This window comes from Vibrio sp. V23_P3S9T160, assembly GCF_963886625.1.
Classification (GTDB): Bacteria; Pseudomonadota; Gammaproteobacteria; order Enterobacterales; family Vibrionaceae; genus Vibrio; species Vibrio anguillarum.
On the sequence record NZ_CAWPDB010000158.1, the window covers coordinates 1 to 20341 of the forward strand.

Below are 20341 nucleotides of genomic sequence, written 5' to 3' on the forward strand. Positions count from 1 at the left end.
GATTAAGTGAGTGCAACTGGGTTTTTATGGTTGTTTTTTATCTTTCAATGTTTCCAGTTTGGGTTGTTTTGGTTGTCAAGTTGTTGCTGTATTGGTTTGTTAAATGTTAATTAAAGGTGATTTTATAGTGAAAAATAACATTTTAACTAAACCTGTTGCATATTGATTTTTGTTCTTTCAGGTTGCATTATCCGCCCGTCAAAAATACGTTGCCCCTTCAAAAGTTGAGGCTCCTCACTTTTTGGACGAATAAAATGCATTGCATAATATCGATAAAAACATGCTGGTTAGAACGTTGACTCGCAGCATGTGCATTTTTTCGTGAAGCTTTTCGCTTAGGTCAGCGCTATCACTCTATGAGAGGTTCTTGTGACAGACTTAATCAATTTAATGAATGATTTACTTTGGGGATCCATCCTTGTTTATCTTTTAGTCGGTGTTGGTGTGTACTTCACCGTTCGCCTAGGATTCATTCAATTTCGCCATTTCGGCCACATGTTTAGTGTGTTGAAAAACAGCCGCAAAGCAGATAAAGCCGGTATTTCTTCTTTCCAAGCACTTTGTACTAGCCTTGCTGCGCGTGTTGGTACGGGAAACATGGCCGGTGTAGCCGTTGCTTTAACGGCGGGTGGTCCAGGCGCGATTTTCTGGATGTGGTTGATTGCTATGCTTGGTATGGCGACTTCATTTGCTGAAAGCACGTTGGCTCAGCTATACAAAACCCGTGACAAAGATGGTAACTACCGCGGTGGCCCTGCGTACTATATGGAAAAAGGCCTTGGTATGCGTTGGATGGGTGTGCTGTTTTCCATCTTCCTGATTATTGCTTTTGGCCTAGTATTCAATGCCGTTCAAGCTAACTCAATTGCAGGAGCTATGAAAAATGCTTTTGGATTTGATCCGCTGTATGTCGGTATCTTCATCGTTGCAATTTCGGCTTTCGTCATTTTTGGTGGTATCCGTAAAATTGCGCGTACCGCTGAGTTGATTGTACCTTTCATGGCATTAGCTTACTTAGCGATTGCGATGTTTGTCATGGTCACTAATATAGAAAAGCTACCAGCCGTATTAAGCCTTATTTTCAAAAGTGCATTTGGCCTTCAAGAAGCGGCCGCAGGCGGTTTAGGTTACGCGATTGCTCAAGCCATGATTAACGGCATCAAACGCGGTCTGTTTTCCAATGAAGCTGGTATGGGTTCAGCACCTAATGCAGCGGCTTCTGCAACGCCTTATCCGCCGCATCCTGCTTCTCAAGGTTACGTGCAAATGTTGGGTGTTTTTATTGATACGATTGTGATCTGTTCAGCAACCGTCGCCATTATTTTGATGTCGGGTGAATATGTACCGCACGGTGAAATTACCGGTATCGAGCTGACTCAGCGCGCATTAAGCTCACAAGTGGGCAGTTGGGGTGGGATTTTTGTTGCTTTTGCGATTTTCTTCTTCGCCTTTACTTCAATTATTGCCAACTACTCTTATGCCGAAACGAACCTGATTTTCTTAGAGCACAACAATAAGAAAGGGTTAACGTTGTTCCGTATTGTTTTCCTTGCCATGGTGATGTTTGGTTCATTGGCGACCTTGCCTACCGTATGGGCAATGGCGGATGTCTCGATGGGGTTAATGGCGATTGTTAACTTGGTGGCGATCATTCTGCTCTCTGGCATTGTGATTAAGCTCGCGAAAGATTATAACCGTCAGCTAGCCGCAGGTAAGGTTCCCACCTTCGATGCTAATGATTACCCTGAGTTAAAATCTCAGTTGGAAGATGGCATTTGGTACAACAACAAATAGCCTGTTATCGTTACTGACGATTAAATAGATTGAAAAAGCCATGCAGACACCGCATGGCTTTTTTTGTACTCTGTGAGCCATAAAATAAGAATAGAAAGGAAGGAAAATTATGCTCATTGTTGTTTCCCCAGCCAAGACGTTAGATTACGAATCCCCGTTGGTGACAAGCAAATATACTCAGCCGGAGCTTATTGACCATTCAGCTCAGTTGATCGATGTTTGCCGTCAATTGACTCCTGCCGACATCTCAGCGTTGATGAAAGTGAGCGATAAAATTGCTGGGCTCAACGTGGCTCGCTTTGCGCAGTGGAGCCCAACCTTCACGTTGGATAATGCACGTCCCGCCATTTTGGCGTTTAAAGGGGATGTTTATACAGGATTTGAAGCAGAAACATTATCGGATGCCGGATTTGAACATGCACAACAGCATTTAAGAATGCTCTCTGGCTTGTATGGTGTATTGAAACCACTGGATCTGATGCAACCGTACCGTTTGGAGATGGGCACGAGATTGGGTAACCCGAGGGGGACTAACCTGTACCAGTTTTGGGGGGATATCATTACCGATAAACTCAATCAAGCTCTGAAAGAGCAAGGCGATGATGTGTTGATTAATCTCGCTTCCAACGAGTATTTTAAAGCGGTTAATCCGAAAAAGCTTAAGGGGAGCATCATTACTCCGGTATTTAAGGATTGTAAGAAAGGGCAATACAAAGTCATTAGCTTCTATGCTAAGAAGGCTCGTGGCATGATGGCGCGCTACATTATCGATAAACAAATCTCTTCTGTAGAGCAATTGGCTCAGTTTGACAGTGCTGGCTACTATTTTGTAGAACAGGAGTCATCAGCAACTGAGTTGGTCTTTAAACGCGAAGAGCAGTGATGTAAGAGAGGCGGTTATGTGGCAGTGGTTGAAAAAGCAGGTTGCGCGTTATGATCGCTGGTGTGAGAACATGGGTTTAACACCAGATAAAAAACGTAGCTGTGTTCCTTATCGTCAAGATCCTGTTCAGAGTAAAGAACGTGAGCGAGAATAAGAAGCTGCGTTTATTTGATACGCATTGCCATCTCGATTTTCCTATCTTTGAGCGTGAGTTTGAACACCATTTACATTTAGCTCGCCAGCAAGGGGTTGAGAAAATAGTGATTCCCGCCGTTGGTCCAAGTAACTGGCAGCGAGTAGCCGAGCTTGCTAACGGTTATCCTGAACTCTACTTTGCTCTCGGGTTCCATCCCTGTTTTTTATCAACCTCTTCCCCTGCGGATATCGACGAGCTTGAGCAAAAGTTACTTCAAAAACCAGCTCAATGCGTGGCTCTGGGGGAGTGTGGCTTAGATTTTACGACGGATATTGCTCCTGCTTTGCAAGAAACAATGTTTGAAATGCAACTAGAGCTTGCGAAGCGAGCCAGACTTCCATTGATATTACACAGCCGCAAAGCGCACAACCGCCTTATACAACTGTTAAAAAAACATCAATTTAGCCAAGGTGGAGTGCTGCATGCTTTTTCTGGCAGCGTTCAACAGGCAAACCAGTTTATTGAACTGGGTTTTAAGATTGGCGTGGGTGGTGTTATTACCTATCCAAGAGCCAACAAAACCCGTCTTACTATTGCGGCACTCCCCATCGAAAGTTTAGTGCTAGAAACAGATGCTCCTGATATGCCACTCAATGGTTTTCAAGGGCAAGCGAATCACCCACAAAAACTGCCGATTATCCTGCAAACGCTTGCGTTGCTGAAGAACCAATCAGAGCAAACGGTTGCTGATGTTTTGTGGAAAAACAGCCATTCTCTGTTCTTTCCGGTGTGAATAAATTCGAAATGAAATGTAGGTTTAATGATTCTAGTGTCAGTAAACATTGAACGTGCTCACATAAATGAGTGAATGGGCAGTGAATCTTATAAGAAAGTGTGAGGCTGGCATTACTTTATCTTAGTGGTGATGAGTATAATCACCCCGCTTCATGAGCTCCATTTTATAACACGCCAACAATAACCTAATAAGGAAATCATAAACTATGAGCCTGTTTATGAGCCTAGTCGGTATGGCAGTTCTGCTAGGACTTGCAGTTCTACTGTCTGATAACCGCAAAGCTATCAATCTAAGAACAGTGGGTGGCGCTTTTGCTATCCAATTTATTATCGGTGGTTTCGTTCTTTACGTACCATGGGGTCGTGATCTCCTTGCAGGTTTCTCTGCGGGTGTTCAAAACGTCATCGACTTCGGTAAAGACGGTACTGGTTTTCTATTCGGCAGCCTAGTTAACTTTTCAGTTGACGGTATTGGCTTCATCTTTGCTTTCCAAGTTCTACCTACTCTAATCTTCTTCTCGGCACTTATCTCTGTGCTTTACTACATTGGCGTTATGCAATGGGTAATTAAGATTCTAGGTGGTGGTTTACAAAAAGCACTCGGTACCTCTCGTGCGGAATCGATGTCTGCTGCAGCCAACATTTTCGTAGGTCAAACAGAAGCGCCACTCGTGGTTCGTCCGTTTGTACCTAAAATGACTCAATCTGAGCTGTTTGCAGTAATGTGTGGTGGTTTGGCTTCAGTTGCGGGTGGTGTACTTGCTGGTTACGCATCGATGGGTGTGCCGCTAGAGTACCTTGTTGCGGCCTCTTTCATGGCAGCACCGGGTGGTCTACTGTTTGCAAAAATCATCAAACCAGAAACCGATACTCCAGATGAAGAACTGGGTAGCGATATGGATGGCAATGATAAACCTGCCAACGTAATCGATGCTGCTGCAGGTGGTGCTTCTGTTGGTCTGCAACTTGCGCTGAACGTAGGTGCAATGCTACTTGCCTTCGTTGGTCTAATCGCGTTAGTTAACGGTATGCTTGGTGGTGTGGGTGGTTGGTTCGGTATGCCTGAACTGACTCTAGAACTACTGCTTGGTTGGCTTTTCTCTCCATTAGCATTCCTGATTGGTGTGCCATGGGAAGAAGCAACGCTCGCGGGCTCTTTCATCGGTCAAAAACTGGTTGTAAACGAATTTGTTGCTTATCTAAACTTCGTACCTTACGTGGGTGAGAACGCACAGCTCGTTGCTGCTACTGGTGCGGTGATGTCTGAGAAAACTCAAGCTATCATCTCATTTGCACTGTGTGGCTTCGCCAACCTTTCTTCTGTTGCGATTCTACTCGGTGGTTTAGGTGGTCTTGCTCCTAACCGTCGTCACGATATCGCGAAGATGGGTGTAAAAGCCGTTTGTGCTGGTACACTGTCTAACTTAATGGCAGCAACTATTGCTGGCTTCTTCCTTTCTTTCTAATTAAACAAGAGAAAGAGATATAGACGCCGTTTAACATCGCCCCGTAGCAAGAGATTGCTGCGGGGCTTTTTTGTTTTGGCGAAAGGAATACTTTGATTCACTCTTTAGTCGGGTGGTCAGTGTGTATCACCTCAAGCTCTCTTTTATAAGTTAGCTTTTAATGGATAGATCAGAGTTTATCGGTAAACGAGATTATCGTTGACGCTGATCTTTTTTGAGATACAAACCGTTTGCTCTATGAATGACGCTACAGTTTTGTAGTGAAAATCTATACTGTATCAGTGAGATTCATTTTCAATAGAAGAGTGAAGATATCAGCTAGCGCCAATCAATACATGGAGTATGATTTGACGCAAAGGCAGCCCGTTTTATCATGTCGTGTTGCTTTGATATAAATTAGATACGGGTATAAGTTACACACGGATATACGTTAGACACGGCGATGAGTGCAAATAAGTGGCATATCATGGTTGTGCCATAGGCCAAATTGGTACTGTGCGGTGACAGGGATAGCAATTGAAATGCAAGTGCATTTCGAGTCTTCAAGGAACCAAGTCCGTTCATTTGTGGCTAGCAAGCCATCTCGCTCTCAACACTGAGCGTGGTTTACTAGTGAACTATTTGAATATATTGATCGGAGATAGAAATGAGCGATTTAAAAGCAGCCGCACTACGTGCACTGAAATTGATGGATTTGACTACGCTAAACGATGATGACACGGATGCGAAAGTGATTGCCCTTTGTCATGATGCCAAAACGGCTGTAGGTAATACCGCTGCAATTTGTATTTACCCTCGCTTTATTCCTATTGCGAAGAAGACACTTCGCGAGCAAGGCACGCCAGAGATTCGTATCGCAACCGTTACCAACTTCCCACACGGTAATGATGATATTGAGATTGTCGTTGCGGAAACTAAAGCCGCTGTTGCGTACGGTGCTGATGAAGTCGACGTTGTGTTCCCTTACCGCGCATTAATCGCCGGTAATGAGCAAGTCGGTTTTGATCTTGTTAAGCAATGTAAAGCCGCGTGTGGTGACATTCTGCTTAAAGTGATCATCGAAACAGGTGAGCTAAAAGAAGAAGCATTAATCAAGAAAGCGTCTCAAATCTGTATTGAAGCGGGCGCTGATTTCATCAAAACCTCAACGGGCAAAGTCCCTGTGAATGCAACACCAGAATACGCACGCATGATGCTAGAAGTGATTCGCGATATGGGCGTTGCCAAAACTGTAGGCTTTAAACCTGCGGGCGGTGTACGCACAGCGCAAGATGCTGCATTGTATCTCGCGATGGCTGATGAGCTACTTGGCGCAGATTGGGCCGACAGCATGCACTACCGTTTTGGGGCTTCAAGCCTGCTAACCAATCTTTTGAATACATTAGAAGTAACAGACCAAAAAGCCGATCCAGCTGCGTATTAATTATGCGCTGAAGTAGGACTGATAATAATAAGTCTGACTCGTGGAGCTGAGCCATCAGCTCCCGATTACCTCTTTACCTTACTGACCAAAGCATCATGCTTGGGAGGCAACTAATGTATTCAACTCAAACTTTTTTACCTCAAGAAATCATTCGCAAAAAGCGTGACGGTGAGATCCTCACCACCGAAGAAATTAACTTTTTTATTCAAGGTGTGGCGAATAATACCGTCTCCGAAGGCCAAATTGCGGCCTTTGCCATGACGATTTTCTTCAATGAAATGACTATGCCAGAGCGCATTGCACTGACGTGCGCTATGCGTGATTCTGGGATGGTGATCAACTGGGATGCGATGAACTTCGGTGGTCCTATCGTTGATAAACACTCAACTGGCGGCGTGGGCGATGTTACTTCGCTGATGCTTGGCCCCATGGTCGCAGCCTGCGGTGGTTTTGTTCCTATGATTTCAGGGCGCGGCCTTGGTCATACGGGCGGCACGCTGGATAAATTGGAGTCGATTCCCGGTTATAACATCACGCCAAGTAATGACGTATTTGGTCAAGTAACCAAAGAAGCGGGCGTTGCTATCATCGGCCAAACGGGTGATCTCGCACCAGCGGATAAACGCGTATACGCCACACGTGACATTACCGCAACGGTCGACAATATTTCACTCATCACCGCCTCGATTCTTTCTAAAAAATTAGCCGCTGGGTTAGATTCCTTGGTGATGGATGTCAAAGTCGGTTCTGGCGCATTTATGCCGACTTACGAAGCTTCTGAAGAGTTGGCTAAATCTATCGTCGCAGTGGCTAACGGCGCAGGTACGAAAACCACGGCTATTTTGACGGATATGAACCAAGTGCTGGCCTCTTCGGCAGGTAATGCCCTTGAAGTGCGTGAAGCGGTACGCTTTTTAACTGGTGAATATCGCAACCCTCGCTTACTGGAAATTACCTTGGCCTCTTGCGTTGAGATGTTGTTGTTAGGCAATTTAGCAAAAGACAGCAATGATGCTCGTGCGAAACTGATGTCCGTTCTTAATAACGGAAAAGCGGCTGAATGCTTTGGCAAAATGGTCAAAGGGTTAGGCGGCCCCGCTGATTTTGTTGAAAATTACGATCACTATCTTGAAAAAACCGAGCTGGTTAAGCCCGTTTACGCTCTAGAAAGTGGCGTTGTATCGGCAATGGATACTCGCGCGATTGGCATGGCCGTGGTGGAGATGGGCGGTGGACGCCGCGTCGCAACTGACACTATTGATTACGCGGTTGGGTTTGACCAATTTATTCGCCTAGGTGAAGTTGCCGATAGCAGCAAGCCGTTGGCGGTGATCCATGCGCGTAATGAAGCGCAATGGCAACAAGCGGCCAAAGCATTACAAAGCGCCATTCAAATTGGCGGAGAATACACACCAACACCCGATGTCTACGGCCAAATTCGCGCAGAAGACGTATAAAAATATCGGTTGGAGAGAGCAATGAAAAGAGCATTTATTTTAGTATTAGATTCATTTGGTATCGGCGAAACCGCTGATGCACCACAATTTGGTGATGTTGGCGCTGACACTTTGGGCCACATCGCAGACCAATGTGCTAAAGGCGAAGCGAATAACGCGGATCGCCAGGGCCCATTGACGCTGCCAAACTTATCGAAACTGGGGCTTGCCATGGCGCATAAAGAGTCAACGGGGCGTTTTGCTCCGGGGCTTGATGCCAACGCTGATATTATCGGTGCGTACGGCCACGCCGCTGAGCTTTCATCAGGTAAAGATACTCCTTCGGGTCACTGGGAAATTGCTGGTGTTCCTGTGCTGTTTGAATGGGGTTATTTCAGCGATAAGCAAAATAGTTTCCCGAAAGAGCTGACCGATCGCATTATTGAACGCGCAGGTTTGGATGGTTTTCTTGGTAACTGCCATGCATCAGGCACTCAGGTTTTAGATGATTTGGGTGAAGAGCACATGAAAACGGGTAAACCGATTTTCTATACCTCAGCTGACTCAGTGTTCCAAATTGCTTGTCACGAAGAGACGTTCGGTCTTGATCGTTTGTTAGAACTTTGCCAGATCGCACGTGAAGAATTGGCGGATTACAACATTGGCCGCGTGATTGCGCGCCCGTTCATTGGCCCGAAAGCGGGAGAATTTGCTCGCACTGGCAACCGTCGTGATTTATCTGTTGAGCCGCCAGCGGCGACCGTGCTGCAAAAGTTGGTTGATGAGAAGCAAGGTAACGTGGTTTCTATTGGTAAAATTGCCGATATTTACGCCTACTGCGGCATCACTCATAAAGTCAAAGCGACAGGCATCCCGGCTTTATTTGATGCAACACTAGAACAAATCAAACAAGCGAAAGATAACACAATCGTCTTCACTAACTTCGTTGATTTTGATTCCGCTTATGGTCATCGCCGTGATGTTGCGGGCTACGCTGCGGCACTGGAGTACTTTGACAAGCGTCTGCCACAAGTGCTTGAGTTAATGGAAGAGGACGATGTACTTATTCTTACAGCGGACCATGGTTGCGATCCAACTTGGCCGGGTACGGATCATACGCGCGAGCACATTCCAGTCTTGATTTATGGGCATAAAGTGGCCCCCGGTTCATTGGGCCGCCGTGAGACGTTTGCTGATATTGGTCAGTCACTGGCGCACTATTTCGGTACGTCTGCGATGGATTACGGCACCAATTTCTTACAGTAAGCGTAGCGATTCATTTTTTGAGGATGAATAGAGAGATCACTCTCTATTCTTTGGTCAATTTAGATAAAGGATACTTTTAATGGCAACTCCACATATTAATGCTGAAATGGGTGCATTTGCAGACGTCGTTTTAATGCCGGGTGACCCACTTCGCGCAAAATACATCGCAGAAACTTTCCTTGATGATGTGGTTCAAGTGTGTGATGTCCGTAACATGTTTGGTTATACAGGCACGTATAAAGGTCGTAAAATTTCGGTAATGGGCCATGGGATGGGGATCCCTTCATGCTCAATTTACGTGACGGAACTTATCAAAGATTTTGGCGTGAAAAAAGTGATCCGTGTCGGAAGCTGTGGTGCGGTCAGCGACGATATCAAAGTGCGTGATGTTGTGATTGGTATGGGGGCTTGTACCGATTCCAAAGTTAACCGCATCCGTTTTAAAGACCATGATTTTGCTGCGATTGCCGATTACAAAATGGTTAAAGCCGCAGAAGAGGCGGCTACGGCGCGTGGTATTAACGTGAAAGTGGGTAACTTGTTCTCCGCAGAGCTTTTCTACACGCCAGATCCAGAGATGTTCGATGTGATGGATAAATACGGCATTGTTGGTGTAGAAATGGAAGCGGCAGGAATCTACGGCGTAGCGGCGGAATATGGCGCAAAAGCACTGACGATTTGCACTGTCTCTGATCACATCAAAACTGGCGAGCAAACGACGTCAGAAGAGCGTCAAAACACTTTCAATGAAATGATTGAAATTGCGTTAGATTCAGTATTGATTGGCGACGCTCAATAATCTTCTTTTATAAAAAACCTCAGTGTCGCAACTGAGGTTTTTTTATTTACAAAGCCTGCTAAGTCATATCATCCACATTCTGTAGCAGCAGGTTCTCACCACCACTCTTTGGCTTTCGGCGCAGCAGTAGCAGTGTGAGCAATACACCGCTGACAAAGCTGGTCAACAGCATGAGATACATGTAGCGATCACTTTTACGATAGTGGTGATCTGAAATCGCGGTGACGCGGCCAGTTTCAAAAGTAATGCGGATAAAACCAATAATACTGCTTTCATGATAGACAGGCTCAACCAGTTGCTGACGGCCAATGCTGGCCGTGCGCAGTGGTGTATCCAATCCTAATACTTCGCGTACGCTTAACGCGTTATCGCTGGCGGCTAATTTGACCCCTTCGGAATCATAAATGGTGGCATCAAACACCAGTTTGTCTTGAGCTAACTGGTTTGTAAGGGCTAGCAGGCGCTCTTGATCTTGCTCTGATATCATGCTGCCCGCAGATAGTGATGCCTGTGAAATCAAAACCTTAGTTAATGTTTCTAGTTGGTTGGCCTGAATTCGTTCGTTACCTTTACTGATCACAACGCTGTTTTTTACGGTAAAGAAGAACATGCCTGCTAATAAAATGACGGTAAGCACACGAATTGCGACGCGAAATGAAAATAAAGAGCCGTCCATAACCCACCTGATTGGATAAATAAAAACTTTACTCATATTGAGACTTGCGTTTTTAAATTGCAATAGGGTAACGTCAGGGGCATACACCCATTTATTGATACTCGAGCATTGAATCGAGTTGCTCCCATTTTGCTTGTGGTGCATTTAAGCAGGCTGAAGGAAAAGGATTGATTAAGGAATGATAAACATGGATGCCCTCAAAACATTGCCGATCAAAAGGCACACAACGCTGCTCAACCGCTTGCCTGAAACTCGTTTCTCTTCACAATTTGACAAAGCAAAAGCAAGTTGGATTGTTTTTGCACCTTATCTCTCCACTCAACATTTTGATGATATTGACTTTTTTACCGGTTACTACAACGCTGTCCTCGATATGTGGAAAGTGGGGCATTATGAAGTGGCGTTGATGTCAGGTGAGCTGACGACAGAGCACGAGAAAATTTTACAAGGGCTCGAAATTGATTATGCCCGTTTGTGTGAAGTACCAGACCTTTCTAAACCGGGTTTGATTGTGATGGATATGGACTCCACGGCGATTCAAATTGAATGCATTGATGAGATAGCTAAGTTAGCGGGTGTCGGAGAGGAGGTAGCCGAAGTCACTGAGCGAGCGATGCAAGGTGAATTGGATTTTGAGCAAAGCTTGCGTCAGCGGGTTGGCAAACTTGCTGGTGCCGATGAGTCGATTCTTGAAGCGGTTCGCTCTACATTACCCATGATGCCCGATTTACGTGAACTGGTGGCGACACTGCATGCATTGGGGTGGAAAACGGCGATTGCATCCGGTGGCTTTACCTATTTTTCAGATTATTTAAAAAGCGAACTGCAACTTGATCATGCGCAATCCAATACGTTAGAAATTGTTGATGGCAAGCTTACTGGTCAAGTGCTAGGTGATGTCGTTTCGGCACAAACCAAAGCCGATATTTTGGTTGAGTTAGCACAACGTTATGAGATTGAATTGCACAATACTGTCGCGGTTGGCGATGGGGCGAATGATTTAGTTATGATGGCTGCCGCGGGGTTAGGCGTTGCTTATCATGCTAAACCTAAAGTTGAAGAAAAAGCACAAGCGGCGGTCCGTTTTACAGGCCTTGGTGGCGTGCTCTGTATTCTCTCTGCCTCATTGGTGAAGCAGCAAAAACTCAGTTGGAAAGTGAAGCCTTAAGTAAAGCTCAACCGCAAGAGATAAGAGAGTGAGCGATGCCCACTCTCTCTTTTACCCACACTCTCTTTTACAAAAGTCAGTCGCTTTTACAAGGTCAGCTCTAAGCGGATCAATACTTCTTCTGTAATATCGATCACCTCTCCATAACCAATGATTGAGGTGATCTCTTTTTCTAGCGTACGAGCGTGATGAAGACTAATTTGTGCCAACTCATTGAGATCACTGCGCAGCAGCGTAGTAATTGGGTCAAAGACGGGTGCACTGCAAATCCTCAAGATGTAAATTTCACCCATGTGCTGCGCTTTTTGAATGAAATTAATACGCTCTTTAGTGTTTTCAAAATCACTTAATAATTTCGATTGGATTGATTGAATACGCGTGCCAAATTTGATTGCCGCAATATAAACGTCGTGATATTGCGGTATCGCTCCTTCAATGCGTCGCATCGGTTTAGCCAGTAGCGTATTGGTGTGACCTTTGAATATTGGCTCTAACGTGATGCGATTTTCTTGGCCTAATTTAGCCAGTAACACAAGATGAGGCGGCAAGGGGTAATTTACGCCAATCACTTTAGGGCGTAAATTTGCACCGTGTTTATCAACGAAAATCGGCGAACTTATCATCTTATCAAGCAAGATGTTGTGCAACCCTTCCAGCAAGTTATGACTTGGTAGAACTTCTTCTTTCTGTAACAACTTATCTTGATTGTTTTCAATAATGCTATTGAAAAAAGCGATTGTTTTGATGGTATGTATATTTTCTTCTATCACCAATTGTAGACGCCGACCTTCGGGCCCAATTCGAATGACATTATAGGGAAGGCTATGCAGTGGCAGCTTTTTGTCGTAAAGCTGTAATTCGTGGTAATTGATGGTGACGTTATCGCCTGCTTTCACTGGTAGTGGTGTATCAACAATAATACTTAAACCACGTTTAGATAAATCAACCGTATGGCCAGTCGCATTTACTCCAGAGTCTGAGGTGATGGTTAGCGGTGTCTTGAATTGGTAACGAGGCTCTTTTCTACGCGAGCGAGCATCAAAATAAATGCCTGTAGGTTGACCAATGATCTGCCTTGGATGACGAAATTTATTGAGTTCGCTATTGGGTAAATTGGGTTTGTCAGTCAATAGGTAATCTTTTGCCGAATCCTCATCGCCAATTTCTTGTAAAACGCCACAGTGCGTTAAGTGGCTTGAGCGATCTGACAATTCATGGGCATGAACCGCAAGTTCTTGACGCTCTTCATCCGAGAGTTCAAAGACAAATAAGCGAAACGCTTTCCAACTTTGTCGACGAGCGCCAACATGCCAAAACATTTTTCTTTGTTCACGGTTGGCCTCGGGCATCATCATTGAAAAAAAGAGCGTTTTTTCCTGATGTTCATGCTTAAAAGCATAAAGCACATTATTGCTACCCCGCATCCCCGGCTTGGTTAACTGTTCCATCCGCTCTTTATTGAATAACGAACCGAGTGCTTGTTGATTACGCTCGTCGTGCCAGTATTGCCAGATCGGTTGGTTATTTTCAGTCAGCAGCACCAACTTCAATTCACTGCCACTAAAAAACACTGGTAAGTTACAGGTGTGTTTTAAATAGGTGTGCTCGTAACCACGGGTTCGAGCTCGGATGAGTTTATCTTGGTTATCGTGGCGCGCTTTTTGAGTGTTATTTTGCAGCGATTCAGTAATCACTTTTTCGATGATGTTAGTGTCGGAAAGTTTTAGCGTACGCAGAAATTTCACGGCATCGTTATCGTAAGACTCATCAATACCTAAAATACGATATTCAATGGCGTGGTGCAGTCCAACCACTTCTGACGTTTTGTTGAGTTCGGAAAAATAGACTTTGATCACCTCACCGAGCTTGTAGTTAAAAGCGGCGGGAACTTTAAATTTTGCACCCGAAACGGATAGATCAACACTGAGGCCATTGACCAACTGTTTACTAGGTAGGTGAATCTCAACTTGTGAGGTGACTTTTAAGCGATTTTCTTGACGCTTGAGATCATAACCAAGCTTAATTGGCTCAGCCTCAAAAAACGTACTGCCACCACCGTCTTTTTGTGGGTTTTGGGCACCACGTTGTTGCATCACACGGAAGTTGTTTGGCGTATTGTTTAATGCTTCCCATACACCTTCCGTGTACGCACCAAATTTTTTGACCCCTTTGTGATACGCGTTAAAGGCCACATCGTCGAACCAATGTTTGCGGCCATCTAATTCATATTCTCGGCATTCCCCTTGTACCCGACCTCGCAAGTCAATACTTTTAACACAAGGAGCCATGATGCGATTGAGCTCCATTTTGACCAGTAATTTTGCCGACGGTGATTCATCTTCTGTCATTTGTGAAAGAAGGTATTCAAAATCAGGTAAACGGTAAGCTGGGATCAAACGCTCTGCGATTGATAGAATTTCAGATTGCTGCATACTTTTCTGTTAGAGTGTCCGTCTCAAAGATTAATCGGCATCGTTATCATAATCTTTAGTTATCTGTTGCGAAGGTTCAACCTTTATTTAAACGTAAATCAACCTATATCACTTCATGATTACTTAACAGTTTAATCTTTAAGCTTGAAAAGTATAGGTTACCAACAAGAAACAGGAATTGTTGAGGAAGCATGGCAAAAGCAAAACGCGCCTATGTATGTAATGATTGCGGCGCAGATTTTCCGCGTTGGCAAGGTCAATGCAGTGCTTGTGGTGCATGGAATACTATCACCGAAGTACGCTTGGCAGCATCGCCGCAGGTTGCACGTAATGAGCGACTAGGTGGTTACGCTGGGGCGGTAACGGAATCACAAGTCCAAGTGCTGTCGGATATTAATCTGCAGGAAGTCCCACGGTTTTCTAGCGGCTTTAAAGAGTTGGACCGTGTATTGGGTGGTGGTGTCGTACCCGGCGCGGCGATTTTAATCGGTGGTAACCCTGGCGCTGGGAAATCGACTTTATTGCTGCAAACCATGTGTCAGCTCGCGGTGTCAATGCCTGCTTTGTATGTCACGGGTGAAGAATCGCTTCAGCAAGTCGCGATGCGAGCCTCACGTCTTGGTTTACCTAAAGATAAGCTTAAAATGCTGTCGGAAACCAATGTAGATCGCATTTGCCAAATCGCTGAAAAAGAGCAGCCCCGCATCATGGTCATAGACTCAATTCAAGTGATGCATGTGGCTGACGTCCAATCCTCTCCCGGTACGGTGGCACAAGTGCGCGAGTCTGCGACAACGCTCACACGCTACGCTAAGCAAAACAACGTTGCCGTATTTTTAGTCGGACACGTTACTAAAGACGGTTCTTTGGCTGGCCCAAAAGTGCTAGAGCATATTATTGACTGCTCGGTATTGCTCGACGGAGGAACTGATAGTCGTTTTCGTACATTGCGTAGTCACAAGAACCGATTTGGTGCGGTCAATGAACTCGGCGTTTTCGCTATGACGGGACAGGGCTTGCGTGAAGTGAGTAATCCTTCTGCCATTTTCCTTTCGCGAGGCGAAGAAGATACTTCGGGCAGTTCGGTGATGGTTGTATGGGAAGGAACGCGTCCACTGCTAGTGGAGATCCAAGCACTGGTCGACTATTCACAATTAGCGAACCCAAGGCGAGTCGCCGTTGGGCTTGAGCAAAATCGCTTATCTTTATTGTTGGCAGTGCTTCACAAGCACGGTGGCTTGCAAATGTCCGATCAAGATGTGTTTGTTAATGTGGTTGGTGGCGTTAAAGTGACGGAAACAAGCGCCGATTTAGCACTTCTTATGGCACTGCTTTCAAGCTTCAGAGATAAACCACTTGCTAAAGATGTTGTGGTGTTTGGCGAAGTCGGTTTGGCCGGAGAAATTCGCCCAGTACCTAGTGGTCAAGAGCGATTAAATGAAGCATTTAAACATGGTTTTAAGAAAGCAATTATTCCGATGGCGAATATGCCTAAAGGTGGAATACCTGGCATGCAATTGCACGGTGTGAAGAAATTATCTGAAGCAATTGAAGCATTTGATGAGTTATAAATCTTAATTAAACTCGCCTCTTTTACGGTTATGACCTATATTTCACCGACAGTTCGTAACCGTACTATATTTTTTTTCAAGCAAGCGTATGCAAGGGTATCAGTCTTGACAGATTGTGATATACTCTGCGCGCACTTTATACCTTATTAACAGAGTAAGACAATGGCAGATTTATCAAAATACAGAAACATTGGTATTTTCGCGCACGTTGATGCCGGTAAAACCACTACCACTGAGCGTATTCTTAAGCTTACTGGTAAAATCCACCGTACAGGTGAAGTACACGATGGCGCTTCTACCATGGATTTCATGGATCAAGAAGCTGAACGCGGTATCACAATTCAATCAGCAGCGACGACTTGTTTCTGGAAAGATCACCGTTTTAACGTTATCGATACTCCTGGGCACGTTGACTTCACAGTTGAAGTTTACCGTTCTCTGAAAGTTCTTGATGGCGGTGTTGGTGTATTCTGTGGTTCTGGCGGTGTTGAACCTCAGTCAGAAACTAACTGGCGTTACGCGAACGATTCAGAAGTTGCTCGTCTGATCTTCGTAAACAAACTAGACCGTATGGGTGCAGACTTCTTCCGCGTTGTAGGACAAGTGAAGAAAGTTCTTGGCGCAAACCCACTTGTTATGACTCTTCCAATTGGTCGTGAAGACGAATTCGTTGGCGTTGTTGACGTATTAAACCGTCAAGCTTACGTTTGGGATGATTCAGGTCAGCCAGAAAACTACGAAATCAAAGAAATTCCAGCAGACATGGTAGAGCAAGTTGAAGAATACCGTGAAATGCTAATCGAAACTGCAGTAGAGCAAGACGACGAGCTAATGATGGCTTATATGGAAGGCGAAGAGCCAACTATTGAGCAACTAAAAGCTTGTATCCGTAAGGGTACTCGTGAATTAGCGTTCTTCCCTACATTCTGTGGTTCAGCATTCAAAAACAAAGGCATGCAACTTCTACTAGATGCCGTTGTTGATTATCTTCCAGCTCCAGCTGAAGTTGTACCTCAAGATCTGACTGATCCTGAAACAGGTGAGCCTACTGGTAAAGTTGCAACAGTTTCTGTTGACGAACCATTCCGCGCACTTGCATTCAAGATCATGGATGACCGTTTTGGTGCCCTAACGTTTATCCGTATTTATTCTGGTAAACTGAAGAAAGGTGACACCATTCTTAACAGTGCTACTGGTAAGACTGAGCGTATTGGCCGTATGGTTGAGATGCACGCGAACGATCGTAACGAACTTGATTCCGCTCAAGCGGGTGATATCATCGCTATCGTTGGTATGAAAAACGTGAAAACTGGTCACACTCTATGTGATCCTAAACACGAATGTACTCTTGAGCCAATGATTTTCCCAACGCCTGTAATCTCTATCGCTGTTGCTCCTAAAGACAAAGGCGGTTCTGAGAAGTTAGGTATTGCGCTAGGTAAAATGGTTTCAGAAGATCCATCATTCCAAGTTGAGTCTGATGAAGAAACTGGCGAAACCATCCTAAAAGGTATGGGTGAACTTCACCTAGATATCAAAGTTGATATCCTTAAGCGTACACACGGCATTGATCTTATCGTTGGTGCTCCTCAAGTTGCTTACCGTGAAACTATCACTAAAGCAATTGAAGACAGCTATACGCATAAGAAACAGTCTGGTGGTTCTGGTCAGTTCGGTAAGATCGACTACCGTATCAAACCAGGTGAGCCAAATTCAGGTTTCACGTTCAAATCAGTAGTTGTTGGTGGTAACGTACCTAAAGAATTCTGGCCTGCGGTAGAGAAAGGCTTTAAGTCTATGATGGACCAAGGTGTTCTTGCTGGGTTCCCTGTACTAGACGTTGAAGTTGAACTGTTCGACGGTGGCTTCCACGCAGTTGACTCATCTGCAATCGCATTTGAAATCGCAGCGAAAGGTGCATTCCGTCAATCTATGCCTAAAGCTGGCGCTCAACTTCTAGAGCCAATTATGCACGTTGACGTGTTTACTCCAGAAGATCACGTTGGTGATGTTATCGGTGACCTTAACCGTCGTCGTGGCATGATTAAAGATCAAGAAGCTGGCGTAACAGGTGTACGTATTAAAGCGAACGTTCCTCTATCTGAAATGTTTGGTTATATCGGTCACCTACGTACAATGACATCTGGTCGTGGTCAGTTCTCTATGGAGTTCTCACACTACGCTGCATGTCCTGCAAACGTTGCAGAGCAAGTTATTGCTGACGTTAAAGCACGTAAAGAAGCAGATAAGAAGTAATTCTTAAAAGCTAAGCTGAACGTAAAAAGCCCCACCAGTGAAAGCTGGTGGGGCTTTTTTATGTAACAACGAAATAGAAAAGGGTATAAAAACCGATAAAAGCAGAGCCGATCAAAGTGGAAACTGCCGGGAGAAGGTAGTTTATACCACTCAATTCATATCGTTTAGTTAGCCCTTAAGGTTGATATAGATTTCTTCAACTTTAATACGTGCCCATTCAGTTTTACGTAAAAACTTCAAGCTTGATTTAATACTCGGATCCTTTTTAAAGCAGTTAATATTGACCATATAGCTGAGCTCTTCCCAGCCATAGTATTCAACGAGCTCCGTGAGTAGTTTTTCTAAAGTGACCCCATGCAGCGGGTTATTATCTTGTGTCATGATTCAATTATTCAATAGCGTTATTTAAGCTAAGTATAGCAGGCACAGGAGTTAAATTAGGACAAAATATTAGGCAATATAGGAGGTTGTTAGTGTGAAAACTTGGTGTATTGGCAGGTTAGAGGCTAAGTCCAACCTGCTAAATTAGAATGGATTACTCTTCCCAAACAACCAGTTGTCCTTTTGGCCAATTGTGCCCCATTTCATGATATTTCTGTTCTAATACATGCCGCTTGATTTTTAAGGTAGGAGTGAGGACACCATTTTCGATTGACCATGGCTCCTTTATCATTAGCACGCCTTTGATTTGCTCATGCGATTCCAATTCCTCATTCATCCGCTTAATGACTTTTTGAGTAGTACGCTCATAACGAACGCGATCAAAATGAGGGAAATTATGTGGAACAACTAGCAAAATAGGGGCGGGAAGCCCTAATCCAATCAGACACATCATCTCGACTCGAGTGTATTCGAACAGTTTATTTTCGATAGGTACGGGAGCCACAAACTTGCCTTTGGCTGTTTTAAAGGTATCCTTTTTGCGCCCTTGAATGGTGAGATAACCTTCAGCATCAATAAAACCGATATCGCCAGTATGTAGCCATCCTTCTTTATCAAATGACTCTTGAGTTGCAATGTCATTTTTATAATAGCCAGAAAATAGTCCTTGGCTACGCACCATAATCTCATGATCATTATTAGCGATTTTAAGTTCGATTCCTGGGCCAGCTCGTCCAACCGACCCCAATTTGTCGGCTCTAAACGGGTAGTTCAGGGTGCTATAAGCAAAAGATTCTGTCATGCCCCAAGCTTCGGTAATGTTTAGCCCAATTTGGTGATACCACTCTAATAACGCCGGTGATACGGGAGCCGAGCCACAACCAAGCACACGTGCTTGATCAAGCCCTAAGCCATCAGCAAGTTTCTTCTTAATCAGCGTGCTTACAAAAGGGATCTTTAGCAGAAAATTGAGCTTTTTCTGCGGTAATTTGTCTTGAATGCGTTGCTGAAATAGAGTCCATAACCTTGGTACTGAGATAAAGAGCGTCGGGCGCTGCATTTTGACATCGTCAATAAAGGTGTCTAATGATTCAGGGAAAGCCGTTTGTACCCCACCCATGATGGAAGAGCCAAAAATATAAACACGTTCAGTAATATGAGCTAAAGGGAGGTAGGAAAATAAACGGTCGTTTTCTTGAATGCCAATGTGGTTTATAAGCTGTTGAGCTGACCAGCTAAATGCACCGTAGGTCAGCATAGCCCCTTTCGGCAAGCCCGACGTACCCGATGTATAGACTAAAGACATCAACTTGTTGTCATAATGTACAGGGCGTTCTGTGCTTGGCGGATAGTGCTCAATCAATTTTGTAAACAGGTGATCGCAAGTGGGAGCTGAATCATAGGGGAGCGCGATGCTAATTATATCGGGCAAATTGTTGAGCACTTGCTGAGTGGCTTGCCCGTTATCGAGTTTACCTACAATCACTATTTTTGTTTCACTGTGAGTGAGGCAATATTCGATGGTATCAGCGCCTGCGGTTGGAAAAATAGGTACGCTAATGAAGTCGCCGAGCATCATTGCGAGATCGCAAATAAACCATTCAGCGCAATTCTTAGAAATAAGCGCAATTTTATCTTGAGGTTTGGCGCCTAATCCTTGCAGTGCAGAGACGAGTTTGAGTGCTTTGTCGGCAACCTCTGCATAGGTGTATTCAACAAATTGTCTGTTAATAATTTGTCTTAAATAAACTTGGTTGGGGCGTTCCGCTGCCCATTTCAAGATCATTTCATTCGGTGGTGGGAGAGCACAAGTTGCTTTGCTTAACTCGTTAGGCTGGATCATTCTCTAACTCCATGTT

General features: G+C 44.6%; 16 protein-coding genes. 12 read left to right on the forward strand and 4 right to left on the reverse strand.

All coding sequences use genetic code 11. The features are described from left to right. The first annotated feature begins 369 nt into the window (after positions 1-369). The 9 genes from AACU59_RS14595 to deoD all read left to right on the forward strand — a co-directional run bounded on the left by AACU59_RS14595 (position 370) and on the right by deoD (position 9998). Positions 370-1794 (forward strand): alanine/glycine:cation symporter family protein, encoded by a 1425-nt coding sequence (locus AACU59_RS14595; RefSeq protein ID WP_013856119.1) that lies wholly within the window; start codon positions 370-372, stop codon positions 1792-1794. Between the two features lie 109 nt (positions 1795-1903). Continuing rightward, positions 1904-2677, forward strand: a complete 774-nt coding sequence (gene yaaA / locus AACU59_RS14600; RefSeq protein WP_026027382.1) for a peroxide stress protein YaaA — start codon at positions 1904-1906, stop codon at positions 2675-2677. A 16-nt stretch (positions 2678-2693) separates the two neighbouring features. Continuing rightward, the gene (locus tag AACU59_RS14605; protein WP_013856121.1) at positions 2694-2831 is read left to right on the forward strand and encodes a DUF5363 family protein; all 138 of its coding nucleotides are present in this window, start codon (positions 2694-2696) and stop codon (positions 2829-2831) included. After that, positions 2818-3606: a TatD family hydrolase gene (locus tag AACU59_RS14610; protein WP_094125663.1), complete on the forward strand. Its 789-nt coding sequence runs from the start codon at positions 2818-2820 to the stop codon at positions 3604-3606. Before AACU59_RS14605 ends, AACU59_RS14610 begins: the two co-directional genes overlap by 14 nt. Before the next feature lie 208 nt (positions 3607-3814). After that, entirely contained in the window at positions 3815-5074 is a 1260-nt protein-coding gene (locus tag AACU59_RS14615) for a NupC/NupG family nucleoside CNT transporter (protein ID WP_094125664.1), read from the forward strand. Between the two features lie 646 nt (positions 5075-5720). Further along, positions 5721-6497, forward strand: coding sequence for a deoxyribose-phosphate aldolase (gene deoC, locus AACU59_RS14620; RefSeq protein WP_094145491.1), 777 nt, complete (start codon positions 5721-5723; stop codon positions 6495-6497). A gap of 95 nt (positions 6498-6592) precedes the next feature. Then, positions 6593-7954 (forward strand): thymidine phosphorylase, encoded by a 1362-nt coding sequence (gene deoA, locus AACU59_RS14625; RefSeq protein WP_017046546.1) that lies wholly within the window; start codon positions 6593-6595, stop codon positions 7952-7954. A gap of 21 nt (positions 7955-7975) precedes the next feature. Next, entirely contained in the window at positions 7976-9199 is a 1224-nt protein-coding gene (locus AACU59_RS14630) for a phosphopentomutase (protein WP_026027379.1), read from the forward strand. Between the two features lie 79 nt (positions 9200-9278). Next, complete coding sequence (gene deoD, locus AACU59_RS14635) at positions 9279-9998, forward strand: purine-nucleoside phosphorylase (RefSeq protein ID WP_013856127.1); 720 nt, start codon at positions 9279-9281, stop codon at positions 9996-9998. A 58-nt stretch (positions 9999-10056) separates the two neighbouring features. Here the strand turns inward: deoD and AACU59_RS14640 are convergent, their stop codons facing one another. Next, positions 10057-10674 carry a YtjB family periplasmic protein gene (locus AACU59_RS14640; protein ID WP_026027378.1) on the reverse strand — a complete coding sequence of 206 codons (618 nt, stop codon included), beginning with the start codon at positions 10672-10674 and terminating at the stop codon, positions 10057-10059. A 187-nt stretch (positions 10675-10861) separates the two neighbouring features. Between AACU59_RS14640 and serB the strand changes: the two genes are divergently transcribed. Continuing rightward, complete coding sequence (gene serB / locus AACU59_RS14645; RefSeq protein WP_094125667.1) at positions 10862-11842, forward strand: phosphoserine phosphatase; 981 nt, start codon at positions 10862-10864, stop codon at positions 11840-11842. 86 nt (positions 11843-11928) lie between these two features. On the opposite strand, the gene AACU59_RS14650 is transcribed toward serB, so the two are convergent. Further along, entirely contained in the window at positions 11929-14274 is a 2346-nt protein-coding gene (locus tag AACU59_RS14650; RefSeq protein WP_094125668.1) for a PilZ domain-containing protein, read from the reverse strand. Between the two features lie 191 nt (positions 14275-14465). Here AACU59_RS14650 and radA point away from each other — a divergent pair, with 191 nt between their 5' ends. After that, complete coding sequence (gene radA / locus AACU59_RS14655; RefSeq protein ID WP_017043056.1) at positions 14466-15845, forward strand: DNA repair protein RadA; 1380 nt, start codon at positions 14466-14468, stop codon at positions 15843-15845. 162 nt (positions 15846-16007) lie between these two features. Continuing rightward, positions 16008-18101, forward strand: coding sequence for an elongation factor G (fusA, locus tag AACU59_RS14660; protein ID WP_017043055.1), 2094 nt, complete (start codon positions 16008-16010; stop codon positions 18099-18101). A 168-nt stretch (positions 18102-18269) separates the two neighbouring features. Here the strand turns inward: fusA and AACU59_RS14665 are convergent, their stop codons facing one another. Together AACU59_RS14665 and AACU59_RS14670 are read right to left on the reverse strand one after the other, a co-directional pair. After that, complete coding sequence (locus AACU59_RS14665; RefSeq protein WP_017046551.1) at positions 18270-18482, reverse strand: VF530 family protein; 213 nt, start codon at positions 18480-18482, stop codon at positions 18270-18272. A 154-nt stretch (positions 18483-18636) separates the two neighbouring features. Continuing rightward, a complete protein-coding gene (locus AACU59_RS14670; RefSeq protein ID WP_161437562.1) occupies positions 18637-20325 on the reverse strand; it encodes an AMP-binding protein in 1689 nt (562 codons plus the stop codon). Positions 20326-20341: the final 16 nt, after the last annotated feature.

Coding starts and splice junctions, on each gene's coding strand:
- AACU59_RS14615 (WP_094125664.1), top strand. CDS start 3,815: ATGAGCCTGTTTATGAGCCTAGTCGGTATGGCAGTTCTGCTAGGACTT.
- serB (WP_094125667.1), top strand. CDS start 10,862: ATGGATGCCCTCAAAACATTGCCGATCAAAAGGCACACAACGCTGCTC.
- deoA (WP_017046546.1), top strand. CDS start 6,593: ATGCTTGGGAGGCAACTAATGTATTCAACTCAAACTTTTTTACCTCAA.
- radA (WP_017043056.1), top strand. CDS start 14,466: ATGGCAAAAGCAAAACGCGCCTATGTATGTAATGATTGCGGCGCAGAT.
- AACU59_RS14630 (WP_026027379.1), top strand. CDS start 7,976: ATGAAAAGAGCATTTATTTTAGTATTAGATTCATTTGGTATCGGCGAA.
- yaaA (WP_026027382.1), top strand. CDS start 1,904: ATGCTCATTGTTGTTTCCCCAGCCAAGACGTTAGATTACGAATCCCCG.
- AACU59_RS14670 (WP_161437562.1), bottom strand. CDS start 20,325: ATGATCCAGCCTAACGAGTTAAGCAAAGCAACTTGTGCTCTCCCACCA.
- deoC (WP_094145491.1), top strand. CDS start 5,721: ATGAGCGATTTAAAAGCAGCCGCACTACGTGCACTGAAATTGATGGAT.
- fusA (WP_017043055.1), top strand. CDS start 16,008: ATGGCAGATTTATCAAAATACAGAAACATTGGTATTTTCGCGCACGTT.
- AACU59_RS14640 (WP_026027378.1), bottom strand. CDS start 10,674: ATGGACGGCTCTTTATTTTCATTTCGCGTCGCAATTCGTGTGCTTACC.
- deoD (WP_013856127.1), top strand. CDS start 9,279: ATGGCAACTCCACATATTAATGCTGAAATGGGTGCATTTGCAGACGTC.
- AACU59_RS14665 (WP_017046551.1), bottom strand. CDS start 18,482: ATGACACAAGATAATAACCCGCTGCATGGGGTCACTTTAGAAAAACTA.
- AACU59_RS14605 (WP_013856121.1), top strand. CDS start 2,694: ATGTGGCAGTGGTTGAAAAAGCAGGTTGCGCGTTATGATCGCTGGTGT.
- AACU59_RS14650 (WP_094125668.1), bottom strand. CDS start 14,274: ATGCAGCAATCTGAAATTCTATCAATCGCAGAGCGTTTGATCCCAGCT.